The sequence below is a fragment of the Halocalculus aciditolerans genome (assembly GCF_014647475.1).
Lineage (GTDB): Archaea > Halobacteriota > Halobacteria > Halobacteriales > Halobacteriaceae > Halocalculus > Halocalculus aciditolerans.
In genome coordinates this window covers 355,453-370,440 of sequence record NZ_BMPG01000001.1, presented here as the reverse complement: position 1 = coordinate 370,440, position 14,988 = coordinate 355,453, and the positions used below count along the sequence as shown (strand labels likewise).

Annotated in this window: 17 protein-coding genes and 1 tRNA gene; 9 read left to right on the top strand and 9 right to left on the bottom strand. The window is 67.2% G+C overall.

Annotated elements, in window-relative coordinates; translation table 11 throughout:
* Positions 1–62 precede the first annotated feature (62 nt).
* From IEY26_RS01805 to IEY26_RS01785, 5 genes are all read right to left on the bottom strand, one after another.
* The gene (locus IEY26_RS01805; protein WP_188975250.1) at positions 63–1,235 is read right to left on the bottom strand and encodes a YihY/virulence factor BrkB family protein; all 1,173 of its coding nucleotides are present in this window, start codon (positions 1,233–1,235) and stop codon (positions 63–65) included.
* Between the two features lie 38 nt (positions 1,236–1,273).
* Complete coding sequence (locus IEY26_RS01800; protein WP_188975247.1) at positions 1,274–2,419, bottom strand: tRNA (guanine(26)-N(2))-dimethyltransferase; 1,146 nt, start codon at positions 2,417–2,419, stop codon at positions 1,274–1,276.
* A 117-nt stretch (positions 2,420–2,536) separates the two neighbouring features.
* The gene (aceB, locus tag IEY26_RS01795; RefSeq protein WP_188975245.1) at positions 2,537–3,859 is read right to left on the bottom strand and encodes a malate synthase AceB; all 1,323 of its coding nucleotides are present in this window, start codon (positions 3,857–3,859) and stop codon (positions 2,537–2,539) included.
* A complete protein-coding gene (gene aceA / locus IEY26_RS01790; RefSeq protein ID WP_188975244.1) occupies positions 3,852–4,904 on the bottom strand; it encodes an isocitrate lyase in 1,053 nt (350 codons plus the stop codon). Before aceA ends, aceB begins: the two co-directional genes overlap by 8 nt.
* Entirely contained in the window at positions 4,901–5,044 is a 144-nt protein-coding gene (locus IEY26_RS01785) for a hypothetical protein (RefSeq protein WP_188975242.1), read from the bottom strand. Before IEY26_RS01785 ends, aceA begins: the two co-directional genes overlap by 4 nt.
* A 262-nt stretch (positions 5,045–5,306) precedes the next feature.
* Here IEY26_RS01785 and IEY26_RS01780 point away from each other — a divergent pair, with 262 nt between their 5' ends.
* The 5 genes from IEY26_RS01780 (at position 5,307) to IEY26_RS01760 (ending at position 8,912) form a co-directional block, all read left to right on the top strand.
* Positions 5,307–5,636 (top strand): hypothetical protein, encoded by a 330-nt coding sequence (locus IEY26_RS01780; RefSeq protein WP_188975240.1) that lies wholly within the window; start codon positions 5,307–5,309, stop codon positions 5,634–5,636.
* A gap of 124 nt (positions 5,637–5,760) precedes the next feature.
* Positions 5,761–6,384 (top strand): hypothetical protein, encoded by a 624-nt coding sequence (locus tag IEY26_RS01775; RefSeq protein ID WP_188975238.1) that lies wholly within the window; start codon positions 5,761–5,763, stop codon positions 6,382–6,384.
* A gap of 108 nt (positions 6,385–6,492) precedes the next feature.
* Complete coding sequence (gene serS / locus IEY26_RS01770; RefSeq protein ID WP_188975236.1) at positions 6,493–7,866, top strand: serine--tRNA ligase; 1,374 nt, start codon at positions 6,493–6,495, stop codon at positions 7,864–7,866.
* A gap of 322 nt (positions 7,867–8,188) precedes the next feature.
* Positions 8,189–8,689, top strand: a complete 501-nt coding sequence (locus IEY26_RS01765) for a DUF367 family protein (RefSeq protein ID WP_188975235.1) — start codon at positions 8,189–8,191, stop codon at positions 8,687–8,689.
* A gap of 76 nt (positions 8,690–8,765) precedes the next feature.
* A complete protein-coding gene (locus IEY26_RS01760) occupies positions 8,766–8,912 on the top strand; it encodes a 50S ribosomal protein L40e (RefSeq protein ID WP_188975233.1) in 147 nt (48 codons plus the stop codon).
* Between the two features lie 70 nt (positions 8,913–8,982).
* Here the strand turns inward: IEY26_RS01760 and IEY26_RS01755 are convergent, their stop codons facing one another.
* From IEY26_RS01755 to IEY26_RS01745, 3 genes are all read right to left on the bottom strand, one after another.
* Positions 8,983–9,537 (bottom strand): GNAT family N-acetyltransferase, encoded by a 555-nt coding sequence (locus IEY26_RS01755; RefSeq protein WP_188975231.1) that lies wholly within the window; start codon positions 9,535–9,537, stop codon positions 8,983–8,985.
* A gap of 55 nt (positions 9,538–9,592) precedes the next feature.
* Positions 9,593–10,834, bottom strand: a complete 1,242-nt coding sequence (locus tag IEY26_RS01750) for an Nramp family divalent metal transporter (RefSeq protein WP_188975229.1) — start codon at positions 10,832–10,834, stop codon at positions 9,593–9,595.
* Between the two features lie 135 nt (positions 10,835–10,969).
* On the bottom strand, positions 10,970–11,581 hold the full coding sequence (locus tag IEY26_RS01745; protein ID WP_188975227.1) for an MBL fold metallo-hydrolase: 612 nt from the start codon (positions 11,579–11,581) through the stop codon (positions 10,970–10,972).
* A gap of 72 nt (positions 11,582–11,653) precedes the next feature.
* Between IEY26_RS01745 and IEY26_RS01740 the strand changes: the two genes are divergently transcribed.
* From IEY26_RS01740 to IEY26_RS01730, 3 genes are all read left to right on the top strand, one after another.
* A complete protein-coding gene (locus tag IEY26_RS01740) occupies positions 11,654–11,830 on the top strand; it encodes a DUF5786 family protein (RefSeq protein WP_188975225.1) in 177 nt (58 codons plus the stop codon).
* The gene (locus IEY26_RS01735; protein ID WP_188975223.1) at positions 11,827–12,381 is read left to right on the top strand and encodes an endonuclease dU; all 555 of its coding nucleotides are present in this window, start codon (positions 11,827–11,829) and stop codon (positions 12,379–12,381) included. Before IEY26_RS01740 ends, IEY26_RS01735 begins: the two co-directional genes overlap by 4 nt.
* A gap of 104 nt (positions 12,382–12,485) precedes the next feature.
* Positions 12,486–14,555, top strand: a complete 2,070-nt coding sequence (locus IEY26_RS01730; RefSeq protein WP_188975220.1) for a DEAD/DEAH box helicase — start codon at positions 12,486–12,488, stop codon at positions 14,553–14,555.
* On the opposite strand, the gene IEY26_RS01725 is transcribed toward IEY26_RS01730, so the two are convergent.
* Positions 14,556–14,840, bottom strand: coding sequence for a pro-sigmaK processing inhibitor BofA family protein (locus IEY26_RS01725; protein WP_188975219.1), 285 nt, complete (start codon positions 14,838–14,840; stop codon positions 14,556–14,558).
* Between the two features lie 63 nt (positions 14,841–14,903).
* Between IEY26_RS01725 and IEY26_RS01720 the strand changes: the two genes are divergently transcribed.
* Positions 14,904–14,976 (top strand) — tRNA-Pro (locus IEY26_RS01720).
* Positions 14,977–14,988: the final 12 nt, after the last annotated feature.

Here is a 14,988-nt window from a genome sequence, read left to right as displayed (position 1 = left end):
CGTTCTGACGACACTCTCAACGAAGCGAGGTCCGTATGGGCCGAGCGAGTAGGTGGGGTAGTTTACCGGCGGGAGTTGACCCAGGAGGCGACCTTCCCCGGCATGCCGGCGGCGTTCAGGCCAGCGCCGAAGAGCACCATGAGCGTGAAGAGGCCGAGCGTGGAGAGCCAGATGACGACCATGGCGGCGACGGACGCCCAGCCGCCGAGCCAGAAGAACGCGCCGAGCGTCATCACGGTCCCGTAGAGGAGGACGAGGTAGGGCCCCCAGCCGCGGGCGTGGTTGCGGCGGACGCGCGCGTCCACGTAGCCTTCGAGGTCGCGCTCCAAGTCGTCGCGGTCGACCGTTTTCTCGTCGAGGCGGCGGCGGATCGCTTCCAGGTCACCGGCCATCTCGGCGAGGTCGGGCGCGGCCTCCGGTGGCTCCACTTCGTCGTCCGGTTCGTCGGTCTCCTCGGTCCGTCCGGCGAGCACGGCGTTGAGTACCGCCCCGACCATTATAACGATACCTGCAATGTAGAGGAAGGTGACGACGAGGATGGCGGCCCCGAGGATGCCGTATAGCTGGTAGTCGCCGACGTAGCCGGCGTAGACGCGGAAGGCTTCGGCGAACAGCGTCCAGCCGACGGCGGCGAACGCCGCGCCCGGAATCGCCTCCTCGACGTCGAGTTCGACGTCGGGGAAGATGTAGTAGACCGGGACGAAGACGACGGCGAGAACGACGACGAGCAGGAGGCTGCCGACGACCGGCGGGACAGAGACGGTAGAAAGGACGGGGAGGGCGACGCCGAGGGCGGCCATGGCGACGACGGCGACGGCGATGGAGCCGAGGACGAGGAGGCCGTCCGCCACCTGCTGGAGGAGGGGTTCGACGTTCGGTTTCCCGTAGATGTCGGCGAACGCCTGGTCGAGGCCGCGGAAGAGGCGGAGGCCGGACCAGAGGAGGAGGAGCGCGCCGGCGACGGTGGCGGTGCCGCGACCGGCGGCGTTTTCGAGGGCGGTGCGGACGAGGGCTTCGCCGGTCGGCGTGAGGAACGCGCCGGTCGCGCCGACGACGGCGTCGGCGACCTGGCTCGCGCCGACGGCGGTGCCGACGGCGATGGTGAGGAGGAGGAGCGGGACGAGGGAGACGAAGCCGTAGTAGGCGACGGCGGCGGCGAGGAACGTCACCTGGTCGTCGCGCGCTTCGGCGACGACGGCTCTGCCGGTGTCGAGGAGGGAAGCAGGAGAGGTCACGTGTTCGTCGTTCTCCGGGGAGCAGTAAAGGCTTCGCGCTACTCCGAGCGGTCGAGAACGGCGTCACGGATCTCGGCGACGGACGCGTGCGTCTTGAACGTCGTGCCGCCGTAGTGGGCGCGCGACGCCTCGTAGCCGGCCTCGCGGAGCGCTTCGAGGAAGTCGTCCATGCCGATGGCGGGCTCGCTCCAGCGCTTGTAGAGTTTGTGCTGGTCGTAGTGCATCGGGGCATCGAGTTCTCCCTCGATGCGTTCGAGGAGTCGTGTGGCGCGTTTCCGCGCGCCCATGGTGTCGTCGAGGTTCCCGCGGACCGCCGCGACGAAGTCGGGGTCGTGCGGGCGGTCGAGGTAGACGGGGCCGGCGACGAGGACCTGGTCGCCGCCGCAGTGCGCGCACTCGTCGGGGGCGTCGGGGACGCGGCCGCGTTCGAACGAGCGGTGGAGGCACTGCTGGCAGTGGTACGTCCAGCCGAGTCCCTCTAAGGCCTGGTTCGCGACGGACGCGCCGTGGTCGAGCGCGAGGTAGGTGCGCGCGTAGTGGTCGCTGACGTGGGAGAGGACGGGGCGGGCGGCGACGTCGTAGCGCGCCGCCGTGCGCACGAGCATCGAGAGGAGGACCCGAAGCCCCATCTCCGGGTGGTACTCGGTGTTTCGCGGGATGGCGTCGTACTTCCGCACGCCGGATTCGAAGTGCGCGCCGCAGAGCGGGGCGGTGTCGGTGGCGGTGACACAGACGAGGTCGCGGGTGTTCGCGAACGCGGCGTCCGCGAACGGCGTCGGCGTGCCGAACGGGTCGAGGTCGGTGACGTCGAAGGAGCGCCCGCGACGGTGGAGGACGGCGTTCGCGTCCTCGCCGACGACGTCGGCGTCGAGGTCGTTCCGCGCGAGGTTGTCGCGGGCGAGCGCGACCGCCTCGTCGTCCACGTCCGCCATCGTCACGTCGAAGCCCTCGGCGGCGGCGCGACACCCGCGGATGCCCGACGCCGTCATCGCGTCGAGATAGGACGGCGTTCCGCGTTCCGCGCCCGAGGGTCGCTCGCGCTCCCGGTAGGTGCGGAGCGCCGCGACCGTGACGTCCCGGTTGAGTTCCTGATCGGGGTTGAAGAACACGCCCGCCGCCGCGCCCGACCCGCTCCCCGACGCCTCCTCGACCGAGACGGAGACCCGTCCCTCCGTGATTTCCATACTCGCACTCCGCACCGCCCCGCGAAAAAAGACCGCGAAACGCGCGCGCCGAGATGAGCACGACTACGAGCGCGCGCAGAGCGACCGCTGTATACCCTCGTGGCGTCCGTGCGTCCGTTACGTGTCTCCCACCTCCGTGGCGCGTTCGACGACGGCTTCGCCGTAGCGCTCCGCGAACGCCTCGCGCTGGTCGGGCCGGTGCGCGTAGACGTCCTGGAAGAGCGTTATCGGCGTCTTCGCCGCCTGATAGGTCGCTTCGTCCCACATCCGGTCGGCCTCGACGTCGACGGTCACGCCGTCGATGTCGAGCGTCGCGGACTGCGTCATCGCGATCGCGCCCCTCCCATTCTCCTTCGCGGCTTCGAACTCTTCCATCGAGTCGACGATGTCGGTCATGCTCGGGACGTACGAGGTCGCGTCCACGAGCGCCTCGCGGAGCTCCTCCGCTTCGAGTTCGCGTTCGTCGTCGCCGAGCCGGAGGCGGTAGCGGTCGTCGCCGAGCGCGTCGAGGTCTGCGGCGTCGCCGCGGTAGACGTGGCGGTCGTCCTCGCGGTCGAGGTCGATGTCGCGGCCGCCGGCGTGGAGGAGCCAGCGCCCCGTTTTCGGCGGGAGCGGCGCGGTGTTCGACTCCACGACCTGGTTCGGGGTGAGCGCCCAGATGCCGGTCATCCCCTTCGCGCGGTTCTCGCGCATCCGCTCGCGGTAGCCGGCGACGTCACGGATGTCGTCGTAGGGGCCGTCCACGGCGATCAGGCCGGCGGCGCTCGCGCCCCGCGAGGTGTTGTGCCGGAGCTCCGGCCACGCGGGGAGTTCGCCCGTCGGCGTCATCGCGCGCATGTCCTTCGTGTAGTCGACCTCGCCGTCGACGAGGAGGAACAGCCGTTCGAGCGTGTTCGACGGCTTCCCCATCTCCGTGCGGAGGTCGCCCATCGCGAGTTCGGCCTCCCCGGACTCCACGATGACCGACATCGAGAGGCTACCCGGGTCGAGGCCGTGTTCGGTCTCGACGCGCTGGAGGGCCTCGTCGGCCTTCTTCCAGTCGTCCACGTCGCCGACTTCGGGAATCACGAAGCCGTCGATGTGCTCGACCGCGCCCGCGTCGGGGTCGGTGATAGCGAGCATCTGCTGGAAGCCCTCGTAGCGCGTCGCGGGGTCGTCGCGGTGCCAGACGACGCGCGGGTGAATCTCGCCCGGGAAGTCGCCGCCGTGTTCGGCGACGACTTCTCGGATGTTCTCGACGCCCTCGTCGCGCATCGACGGCGCGGTGGCGTCCTCGTTGTCCGGCACCCAGACGTCCGGAGCCTCCATCCCGCGGAGGGCGGCCGCGCGCCGCAGCATCTTCGCGGAGTCGTCCTCGTCGACCGCCGTGGGCGACGTGAAGAACGACCGCACGAACGCGCGCTCGTAGTGCCGGTCCGTAGTGCGCGAGCGTTCAGTCATCCTGCGTCGGCTCGGGCGTCTCCCCGCTGCTGATGGGGTCGGATTCGTCCTCGCTGTAACCCTCCGAGGATTCGATGCGTTCGCGCGCCTCCGGGTCGAACTGCTTCTCGATACCCTGATAGCGGGAGACGAGCGAGAGGTCGTGGTGGGATTCGGTCTCGTGGCCGAGATAGCGGTCCTCTAGGTCGAACTGGGCTTCTTCGGCGTTCTCACGGATGTTCTGGAAGTCCTCGAAGGTGGCGTGCGCGCCCGAGTGGAGGCCGTAGAGCGTGATGAAGATGTAGCCGTAGCCGAGGTCGCCGAGCTCCTCGAACGTCAGCGGGTCCTCCTCCTCGCTCCACGCGAACGACGAGGAGTAGTTGAAGGCGAGGTCGAGGTCGGGGTGCGTCTCGTGGATGGTCTCGGCGTACTCGACGGCGTCCTCTCTGCTCGGGTCGGGCATCTCCGGCCAGACGAGGTCGACGCCGGCGTCGGCGTAGATTCGGCCGCGCTCTAAGTGTTCCTCCCAGTCGCCGTTCGCGGAGCCGTAGGCGTCCGTGCGCGCGATGATGACGGTGTCCTCGGACTGCTTCGCGTCGACGGCGGCTTCGAAGCGCGAGCGCGCCTTCTCGCGGGAGACGATCTGCTTCCCGGCGATGTGTCCGCAGCGCTTCGGCGTGGTCTGGTCCTCGATGTGGATGGCGGCGACGCCGGCCTTCTCGTACTCGCGGACGGCGCGGCGGACGTTGTGGATGCCGCCGTAGCCGGTGTCGCAGTCCGCGATGACGGGGAGGTTCGTGGCGTCGACCATGCGCTTTGCGTTCTCGACCATCTCCGTCATGGAGACCATCTCCAAATCAGGGAAACCGAACTGGCCGAGGACGGTGGAGTAGCCGCTCATGTAGGCGGCGTCGAGACCGGCGCGTTCGGCGAGCCGAGCGTCGAGCGCGTGGTAGATGCCGGGCGCGAACGTGTACTCCTGCTCGTCGAGGAGGCGGCGGAACTCGCGGCCGGCGGGGTTGTCGATGTCGCGGTACGTGTAGTCCTGGCTGGTAGTGTCCGTCATCGGTCGGTCTGGGTCGCGTTCGGTTCGTCGAGCCGGTGGCTCCACGCCGATTCAGTCATCTCCTCGCGGGGGTCGGTACGGCCGGTGAGGTCGGGAACGACCGGGAGGCCGGTGTTCTCTATGTCAGTGTATTCGGGCATCGTGGTGGGTCGGTGGGTCGTCGGGTGGTCGTGCGCCGATTCGTCGTGCCGCGTGCGTGTTTCGATACCATCGCATCCGACAGAACCAGAGGTTTGTAATTAAAGATTATGTATAATCAGCCATGGAGTCCGCATACGTCATTAACGAATATAATAGACACGCGGTAACGTCCCACACAATCTGCGTGCGGCGACGCCGAACGATCCGAGCGAATCCCGGCGACCGAACCGCCTTTCACCCACCGCGCGCGAAGACACGGCCGTGACAGACTGGCGCGACGACCTCGCCGCCGCCGGCGAACTCACCCCCGACGTAGTCCGCCGCATCCTCGACGCCCACGGCGACCGCGGCCGCCGCGCCATCGAAGCCGTCAGCGAAAGCAGAGTCAAACAGTACCGCGACTTCACCGTCGTCGTCGGCCACGCCGACGAATACGTCATCGAAGACGGCGGCTGCACCTGCGAAGACTCAACCTACAACCTCGAACCCGACGAACCCTGCTGGCACGCCCTCGCCGTCGACATCGCCGAGCGAGTCGATAAAGTCGACCACCACGACATGTGGTACAGCGACGTCAGAGATTTTTTGTGAGTGCAGGGCTCGGAGCGTCGTTCGAATCGAGAAGAGCGGCGATAACACGGAGGATAATGTCCGAAAAATACCACATATCCGTGTTTGATGCTGGCTCACCCGAATACTCACACAGTGATATCAGATGGACCGAATATCACAGAACCGGCGCTTTGTCCTCACCGGGGCCTGCGCCGCCATCGTGTCCGTGGCAGGTTGCAGTGGAACGGAATCCAACACGGAGTATCCGACGGCGACGGCCGAGCCTGATACAGTCGAAGACGGCGATGCCGAGATGACGGCGGATATCGTCGATGGATTCAGCGACGGTAGCCCTGCGAGATTAGAGATAGCGTACACGAATACAGCAGACGAGGAACGGTCAGTTTCGTTCGGCCCGACCCCGCCGTTTTCCGAATACTGGTCCGCGGACAGCGACTTGGTCATCATTCCCGACGACCAGAGCGCGATTTCTGCGGTGAACGCTACAGGAGAGACCGGCGAGCAACCGTCGAACACTCCCGAGGAGACGATCGTCCCCAGCGAGGCGCAGGACGGTTGCTGGAAGGCACGTAGTCAGTTCGCGTCATGGGAGCGTCAACGAACAGTCACCCTCCCGTCGGGAGACACAGTCAAAGAAACGTATTCCGTCCTCAGTCAGACAGAGAGTCGCGGCTGTCTGGCAGAGGGCACTTATCGGTTCTCACAGCAGTCGTACTTCGAAGACGGGAGTTCGTGGGGGTTCAGTATTCGACTCGGTCAGCCGTGATTACGACGGTATGCTCGTCGTTCATCTCTCGTGGTTAGTCTCGACCGTCCTTGCCGAGCGTTGACGCAGTTGCGTTCCCTTTTTGCGTAGCGGCGTCGAAGCCGGGATATGCTCAGCCGACAGTTCGTCCGGGAGAACCCGGACGTCGTGCGTGACGCCCTCGACAAGAAGGGCGTCGACGCCGACCTCGACCGACTGCTCGACGTCGACGAAGAGTGGCGCAACCTGAAGCAGAAGGGCGACGACCTCCGCCACGAACGCAACGAAGTCTCCTCGAAGATCGGCCAGCTGAAACAGGAGGGCAAAGAGGAGGAAGCCCAGGACGCCATCGAGAAGTCCGGTGAGCTGAAAGCCGAACTCGAGGAGGTCGAGGCGCGCGCGGACGAGCTGGAGTCGGAGCTCGAACGCCTCCTCCTCACCCTGCCGATGATCCCGCACGAGGACGTCCCCGTCGGCGACTCCGAGGAGGAGAACGTCGAGCGCCGCCGCGAGGGCTTCGACGACCTCCGTGACCTGCCCGACGACGTCGTCCCGCACTACGACCTCGGCGAGGAGTTGGATATCCTCGACTTCGAGCGCGGCGCGAAAGTCTCCGGTGGCGGGTTCTACTTCGCGAAGGGCGAGGGCGCGCGCTTAGAGCACGCGCTCGTCCAGTTCATGCTGGACGTCCACCGCGAGCAGGAGTACGTCGACGTGTTCCCGCCGATTCCCGTGAACTCGGAGTCGATGCAGGGCACGGGCCAGTTCCCGAAGTTCGTCGAGGACGCCTACCGCATCGGCGACGTGAACGAGGCCGACTACGAGGACGACGACCTCTGGCTCCTCCCGACCGCCGAAGTCCCCGTGACGAACATGTACCGGGACGAGATCCTCCTCAGAGAGGACCTCCCGCTCAAACACCAGGCCTACAGTCCGAACTTCCGCCGGGAGGCCGGCGAGCACGGCACGGAAACCCGCGGCATCGTGCGCGTCCACCAGTTCAACAAGGTCGAGATGGTGAACTTCGTCGAACCCGACGAGTCCTACGAGCGCTTCGAGGGCCTCGTCGACGAAGCCGAGGAAGTCCTCCGCCGCCTCGAACTCCCCTACCGCATCCTCGAGATGTGTACGGGCGACCTCGGGTTCACGCAGGCGAAGAAGTACGACCTCGAAGTCTGGGCCCCCGGCGACGACATGGCGGACGGCCCGGACGTCGGCGGCCGGTGGCTCGAGGTCTCCTCGGTCTCGAACTTCGAGGACTTCCAGGCGCGCCGCGCCGGCATCCAGTACCGACCGGAGCGCCACGAGTCCGCCGAGTACCTCCACACGCTCAACGGCTCGGGGCTCGCCGTCCCCCGCATCGTCGTCGCGATTCTGGAGTACTACCAGAACGACGACGGCACCGTCGACGTCCCCGACGCCCTCCAGCCGTACATGAACGGCCAGGAAGTCATCGAGGGAGGCGAGAAGGTCGGCGAGTCCGCGCTCGGTGCGGGAGAGTAACGCGGTTCGGACTGAGCGAGCGAAGCGAGTGAAGGAGAACCGCGAGAAGGTGAGCGGGAGCGACTGGAAGGGAGCGACACGCGAGCCCGCGCGGTTCGGAGCGAGCGCCGACGGCGCGAGCGAGCACGGTCGGAGCAAGCTCCTCTGCTCGCACTCGTTAGCGCTCGCGCGAGAACCGCGAGAAGGCGAGCGAGAGCGACTGGACGGAGCGACACGCGAGCCCGCGCGGGGAAGAACGACCCGTGAGCCGCCGGAAGGGGTGACTCCCGCGATGCGGCGGCGAGCGCGCGACTTTTCTCTCCGCGCGGACTACCACGGGTAGATGGACCTGCACGTCCGCTACGAGGGCGACGACGACCCGAAGAAGTGCACGGCGCGGAAGCTCGCGCGCTTCGATATGGCGACCCTCCACGAGACGGCGCGTGCGACGCCGTACGGCGTCGTGCTCAATCCGCACGCGGAGCAGGCGCTCTCGCCGGCGGACGACGACCACCAGACGCTCGTCGCGCTCGACTGCTCGTGGGAAACGGCGGAGAGAGCGATGTTCGAGATGGACGGCGACCACCGCGCGCTCCCGTTCCTCGTCGCCGGGAACCCCGTGAATCACGGGCGGCCGTTCCAGCTCAACACGGCGGAGGCGTTCGCGGCCGGCCTCCACATCCTGGGCTATCCGAACTTCGCCGAACGCGTGATGGGGAAGTTCCGCTGGGGCCACACCTTCCTGGAACTGAACGAGGAGCCGCTTCGGAGATACGCGAACGCCGAGGACTCCACGGAAGTCGTCGAGATCCAGCAGGAGTACCTCGACATGGCCGAGGAGTGAAGCGAGCGGCGGTGAGCGACGGGACGCTGCGGTCGACTCCGAATCGTTTAAACGCGCGGGAGGGGATACTTCGGGTATGGCTGACCAGGACATCGAAGACCGTCTCCTCGGGAAGATGATCTGCATGCGCTGTAACGCGCGGAACCCGAGGGACGCGGACCAGTGCCGGAAGTGTGGCTACAAGAAACTCCGCCCGAAGGCTCGCGAAGCGCGCGCCGCATAACGCGCCGTTCGGGTTTCTCGGCTGTTCTCACGCCCCGTAGCCCGGGCTGCGTGCTCCCTTCTGTGCTGACTCACCCGTCTGTCGAGCCGGGTGAGCGACTCCGCCATTCGTCTTCGAGGACGGCGTAGTAGTGGACGTCGACGTAGTCGCCGGAGTGGAAGTGGGCGTCGCGGTGGACGGCTTCGTGGGTGTAGCCGAGTTTCTCCCAGACGCGGCGTGACGCGTCGTTGCCGTCGAAGACGCGCGCGGTGACGCGGTGCTTTCTGAGGGTGTCGAAGGCGTAGTCGGTCATCGTTCTCGCGGCGTCGGTGGCGTAGCCGTTCCCCCAGTGCTCGGGGGCGACCCAGATGCCGAGTTCGGCGGAGCCGGCGGGGTGGTCGGTGGGGCCGAGGCCGACGACGCCGACGGTTTCGCCGTCGGCGGCGATGGCGAGGTCGACGTGGTCTTCGTCGGTGACGTACTCTTCGAGCCACTCGCGTTCCTGCGCGGTGTTCTTCGGCGTTCGCATGCCGATGGTGGTGCGGACGCGCGGGTCGTTGACGGCGTCGCGGAGGACGTCGAGGTCGGCTTCCTCGATGGTTCGGAGGTCGACGGTGTCGCCGTGGGCGAAGACGGAGCCGGGCATACGCGTTCGGAGGACGGAGGGCGTGAAAAGCGGTCGGGGGGTGTGCGAGGGCGTCTCAGCCGAGGAGGGTGGCGTAGAGGAGCCAGCCGTTGAGGGCGACGACGACGGCGACGACGACGCCGAGCGCGGCGGTCGTGGGGCGGCGGTTGGTGAACGCGCCCATGAGGCGTTTCTCGCGGGTGAAGTAGAGGAGGGGGAGGAGGACGAAGGGGAGTTCGAAGGAGAGGGCGACCTGGCTGGCGACGAGGACGCTCGTGGGGTCGAAGCCGGCGGCGACGACGGCGATGCTGGGGACGAGCGTGACGGAGCGTCGAACCCAGACGGAGACGTTCCAGTCGAGGAAGCCGTCCATCACGGTCTGGCCGGACATGGTGGCGACGAGGGAGGAGGAGAGGCCGGCGGCGATGAGGGCGACGCCGAAGGCGAGGCTGGCGTTCGCGCCGAAGACGCCGGCGAGCGTGAGGTAGGCCTCCTCGAGGGTTTCGATGCCGGTGCCGGTGAGGGCGGCGGCGGCGACGACGAGCATCGCGGCGTTCACGAACATCGCGCCGAAGAGCGCGAGAATCGTGTCCACGGACTCGAAGCGGAGGTGGCGGCGGTGGACGTCGTCGGTGTCGCCGGATTCGGCGACGAGTCGCTTTCGCCTGTCCTGGACGATATAGGGGTGGAGGTAGATGGAGTGGGGCATGACGGTCGCACCGAGGATGCCGATGGCGACGTAGAGCGCGGTGGCGTCCGGGAGAGAGGGGGCGAGGCCGGCGGCGACGTTCGCGGCGCTGGGTTTCGCGAGCCAGACTTCGAAGAGGAAGGCGAGGGCGATGACGCCGACGAGCGCCATGATGGCGAACTCGATGGCGCGGAAGCCGCGGCGGTGGGCGGAGCGAACACCGAGAAGGACGAAACTGGAGACGCCGGCGAGGACCGCGCCCGCGGCGAGCGGGAGGCCGAAGACGAGGCTGAAGCCGATGGCCGCGCCGATGATCTCCGCCATGTCGGTGGCGATCATCGCGAGTTCGGCGGCGGCCCAGAGCACCCAGACGACGAGGCTAGGGAGGTGTTCGCGGCAGAGCTGGGCGATGCCTTTCCCGGTCGCGATGCCGAGTTTCGCGGCGAGGATCTGGATGCCCATCGCCATCACGCTGGCGAGGACGATGACCCAGAGGAGGGCGGTGCCGAACTTCGCGCCGCCGGAGATGTTAGTCGCCCAGTTCCCCGGGTCCATGTACGCGACGGAGATGAGGAAGCCCGGACCGAGATACGTCAGGAGTTCCCGCGCGTTCCGCAGAGAATTCGACATGGGATAACTGTGGATTAGATTCTTCTAATCTTATCGGTTCCGGTTAGCTGATTCCGTGGCTGGTCGGGTGCGCGGCTGAGAGGGAAGGCGGCGAGAACGCGCGAGGGAGTGGCGAGAACGGACGAGAGAACGGCGTTACTGGTCGGGGTACTTCGGTTCGCGGCGCTCGGCGCGTTCGAGCGCGCGTTCGACGACGGCGCGGACGTCGCCGTGGAAGACATCGCCGTGCCCGCTGTACATGTGTTCGACGCTCGCGGGCAGGCGGTCGAGGAGCCGCTGGATGCTCTCGATGAGCGCTTCCCGACTCTGGCCGGGCATGTCGGTGCGGCCGAAGCTCCCGTCGTCGAACGCGCCGTCGTCGTACACGACGACGTCGCCGGAGAAGAGCGTGGCGTCGGAGACGAGGGAGACGTGGTCGTCGGCGTGCCCGGGCGTGTAGACGACGTCGAAGGACTCGTCGCCGAGAACGAGCGTGTCGCCGTCGTCGAGTTCGCGCGTGCGGAGCGGGTGCGTGTCGTAGGCGTAGACGTCGGGGTCGAAGGCGTCGACGACGGCGTCGAGCTCCTGGACGTGGTCGCCGTGCTGGTGGGTGAGCACGACCGTGTCGATTGCTTCGGTGTGGTCGGCGACGACGTCCGCGACGCCGGGCATCGCGCCGGCGTCGACGAGCGCCGGCCGGTCGCCGAGGGCGAGGAAGGCGTTACAGGTGAACTCGTCTGCGTCCTCCGTGACGTTCACGACGTTCATATGCGGGTCGTCGGGTCGAAGCGACAAATAGGCGTTCCATTTTTGGGGTCGAAATCCATATGTGAGAGTGGAATGGGCTTCGGAAGTTACGACGAATCTGAGCAGGAACGCCAGAGCTTCGACTCGGACGAACAGGACGGGTCGACCGTTACGACCGAAGAGAGCACCCACAACGGCCGCATCGACTTCACGAACGGCGCGTCGAACGACGAGCTCATCGACAAACTCAAAGACATCAAAGAGCAGTGAAAGCCGGCACGAGGGCGCTCGGAGTCGCGGAGTCCTTCCGCGGCGACCGCAGCACCCTGGCCGGCGTCGTCGTCCGTGCCGACCGCGTCGTCGACGGCGTCGAATTCGCGTCGTGCGCTGTCGGCGGCACGGACGCGACGGAGCGTGTCCTCGACCTCTGGACGCGCCTCGACCGCGAAGACGTTCGATTCGTTTTTCTCGCCGGCGTCGCGCCCGCGTGGTACAACGTCCTCGACCTCCGGCGCATCCACGACGCCGTCGACCGCCCCGTTCTCGCCGTCTCCTTCGAGGCGTCCACGGGGCTCGAAGCGCCGCTGCGCGAGCACTTCGACGGCGACGAACTCACGGAGCGCCTCGAACGCTACGACGCGCTCCCCGACCGCCGTCCCGTTTCGGTGAACGACGAGACCGTCTACGTGCGCGCTCTCGGCGACGTCGACGCCGAACGCGTCGTCACCGCGTACACGCCCGAAGGCGGGCGGCCCGAGCCGCTGCGCGTCGCTCGGCTGACCGCGCGCGCTGGCGACCGGTACGTCGCGGGCGAACGCTGACCGCCCCGAGCGAACGCTGGCGGGCGGCGGACGGCTCACTGGTGGGTTTCGTGCAGCGGGAGGCGAACGGCTGAAATAGCGGAGTCGCGTAGGTGGGTTCAACAGTGGCGACGCAGGTTCAGCACGTGGATACGTTGTTCCTCCACCAGACGCAGGACCGCTACGCGGTGGTGGCGGAGCGCGAGGGAGAGAAGCTGTTCGAGGGGAAGCTGGAGCTGCAGGAGACGGACGCGGGCGCGCGGCCGGCGAAGTTCCGCGTGAAGACGGGCGGCTCCTCAGAGGAGCCGCGGAGACCGGACGAGTTCGTGGAGATCGCGCGGCGGGCGACCCGCATCCGCATCAGCGAGCAGACGCGCCAATCGGGCCGCCGGGAGCTCCGCGAACTCCTGGAGGGCTTTCAGCTCCGCGATAAGGCGAAGGTCGTGCGGACGTGCCGGTTCTGCGCGAACGCGGGGTCGTACTCGCCGATTACGAGCGAGACGGCCATCGAGACGGCGCAGGGCGAACGCATCTGCCCGGACTGCGCGAAGCAGGAGCTCGAACGCGAACTCGCGTTCAAGGGGAGCATGACGGGCGCGGCGCAGGACCGGCTTGAGGCCCTCTTGCTCGAAGTGCAGGACTTAGAGCGCATCGTGAACCTACTGTCGGGGAATCTCGACCCGGACCTGACGAAGTTCGACACCATCAGCGCGAACACGGACGACATCGACCCCGTTCCCGTCTCTGACCTCGACCTGCATCCGGGGATGAAGGACCTGCTCGTCGACCGCTTCGACACGCTGCTCCCCGTGCAGAGCCTCGCGGCGGAGAACGGGCTCCTCGACGGCGACGACCAGCTCGTCGTATCCGCGACGGCGACAGGTAAAACGCTCATCGGGGAGATGGCGGGGATGCACCGCCACCTGAGCGGGAACGGGAAGTTCCTCTTCCTCGTGCCGCTCGTCGCGCTCGCGAACCAGAAACACGAGGATTTCGAGGAGCGCTACGGCCACCTCGGCGAGGTGACGATTCGGGTCGGGGCGTCGCGCATCCGCGACGACGGGCACGCGTTCGACCCGAACGCGGACGTCATCGTCGGGACCTACGAGGGGATCGACCACTCGCTGCGGACGGGGAAGAACCTCGGCGACGTCGGCACGGTCGTCATCGACGAGGTGCACACCCTCCAAGAGGAGGGGCGCGGTCACCGCCTCGACGGCCTCATCACCCGCCTGAAACACTACTGCGAGGAGCGCGCGGAGCGCAAGAGCGGGTACGGGGGCGCGCAGTGGATTTACCTCTCGGCGACGGTCGGGAACCCCGGTGGGCTGGCGGAGAAACTCCAGGCGAACCTCGTGGAGTTCGAGGAGCGCCCGGTGCCCATCGAGCGGCACGTGACGTTCGCGGACGGCCAGGAGAAACCCGACATCATCAACAAGCTCGTCCGCCGGGAGTTCGATAAGGAGTCCTCGAAGGGGTATCGCGGGCAGACCATCGTCTTCACGAACTCCCGGCGGCGGTGCCACGAGATCTCGCGGAAGCTCGATTACAACGCCGCGCCCTACCACGCGGGTCTCGACTACGGGAAGCGCAAGCAGGTCGAGCGAGAGTTCGGCAACCAGGACCTCGCCGCCGTCGTCACCACGGCGGCGCTCGCCGCGGGCGTCGACTTCCCGGCGAGCCAGGTCGTCTTCGACTCGCTCGCGATGGGTATCGAGTGGCTAACGGTACAAGAATTCGAGCAGATGCTCGGGCGCGCCGGCCGCCCGGACTACCACGACAAAGGCAAGGTCTACATGCTCGTCGAGCCGGACGCCGTCTACCACAGCTCGATGGAGATGACGGAGGACGAGGTCTCCTTCAAACTCCTCAAAGGCGACATGGAGGACGTCATCACGCGATACGACGAGAACGCCGCCATCGCGGAGACGCTCGCGAACGTCACCGTCGCGGGCAAGCAGGCGAAGCGACTGAACGACCGCATGGTCGGCGACGTTCCGACGCGCCACGCGCTCGGGAAGCTCATCGAGTACGACTTCATCGACGGGTTCCGACCGACGCCGCTCGGCCGCGTCGTCACCACGCACTTCCTCGACCCCGACGAAGCCTTCCTCATCATCGACGACCTCCGCAAGGACCTCGACCCCTTCGACATCATCGCCGACCTCGAACTCAAGGAGAACGAAGAGGCCTAATCAGGCGAGCGCGCCCGCGGCGAGGAGGCCGGGGACGAACGCGACGCCGGAGACGGACAGGAGGAGGACGAGCAGCGCGCCGGGGAACCCGCCGATGGCGACGACGAGGAGCGTGAGCGGCGTGATGGCGACGTCGACGCCGAACACCGCCTGCGCCACGAAGAGCGTCACCAGGCCGACGACGGCGTTCACCACGAACGGTTTCACGGCGTTCACCACACGGTACGCGCCCACGAGCGCCGCCAACACCACGAGGAGGAGGACGACCTCCAGCATCGACACCATACCCGAAGGGGAGAGCGGACACAACGTAACGCTTACCCCCGCACGGCGGATAGAGAGGAGTGCGGGACCGTGGGTTAGCCTGGTATACTTCGGGCCTTGGGTGCCCGTGACCCCGGTTCAAATCCGGGCGGTCCCATACTTTCTGTGC

Bases quoted from the DNA above. Each gene is read 5' to 3' on its own strand.
- IEY26_RS01750 (WP_188975229.1), bottom strand. From the start codon at position 10,834: ATGTCGAATTCTCTGCGGAACGCGCGGGAACTCCTGACGTATCTCGGT.
- IEY26_RS01800 (WP_188975247.1), bottom strand. From the start codon at position 2,419: ATGGAAATCACGGAGGGACGGGTCTCCGTCTCGGTCGAGGAGGCGTCG.
- IEY26_RS01725 (WP_188975219.1), bottom strand. From the start codon at position 14,840: ATGGTGTCGATGCTGGAGGTCGTCCTCCTCCTCGTGGTGTTGGCGGCG.
- IEY26_RS01740 (WP_188975225.1), top strand. From the start codon at position 11,654: ATGGGCTTCGGAAGTTACGACGAATCTGAGCAGGAACGCCAGAGCTTC.
- serS (WP_188975236.1), top strand. From the start codon at position 6,493: ATGCTCAGCCGACAGTTCGTCCGGGAGAACCCGGACGTCGTGCGTGAC.
- aceA (WP_188975244.1), bottom strand. From the start codon at position 4,904: ATGACGGACACTACCAGCCAGGACTACACGTACCGCGACATCGACAAC.
- IEY26_RS01775 (WP_188975238.1), top strand. From the start codon at position 5,761: ATGGACCGAATATCACAGAACCGGCGCTTTGTCCTCACCGGGGCCTGC.
- IEY26_RS01745 (WP_188975227.1), bottom strand. From the start codon at position 11,581: ATGAACGTCGTGAACGTCACGGAGGACGCAGACGAGTTCACCTGTAAC.
- IEY26_RS01760 (WP_188975233.1), top strand. From the start codon at position 8,766: ATGGCTGACCAGGACATCGAAGACCGTCTCCTCGGGAAGATGATCTGC.
- aceB (WP_188975245.1), bottom strand. From the start codon at position 3,859: ATGACTGAACGCTCGCGCACTACGGACCGGCACTACGAGCGCGCGTTC.
- IEY26_RS01785 (WP_188975242.1), bottom strand. From the start codon at position 5,044: ATGCCCGAATACACTGACATAGAGAACACCGGCCTCCCGGTCGTTCCC.
- IEY26_RS01755 (WP_188975231.1), bottom strand. From the start codon at position 9,537: ATGCCCGGCTCCGTCTTCGCCCACGGCGACACCGTCGACCTCCGAACC.
- IEY26_RS01765 (WP_188975235.1), top strand. From the start codon at position 8,189: ATGGACCTGCACGTCCGCTACGAGGGCGACGACGACCCGAAGAAGTGC.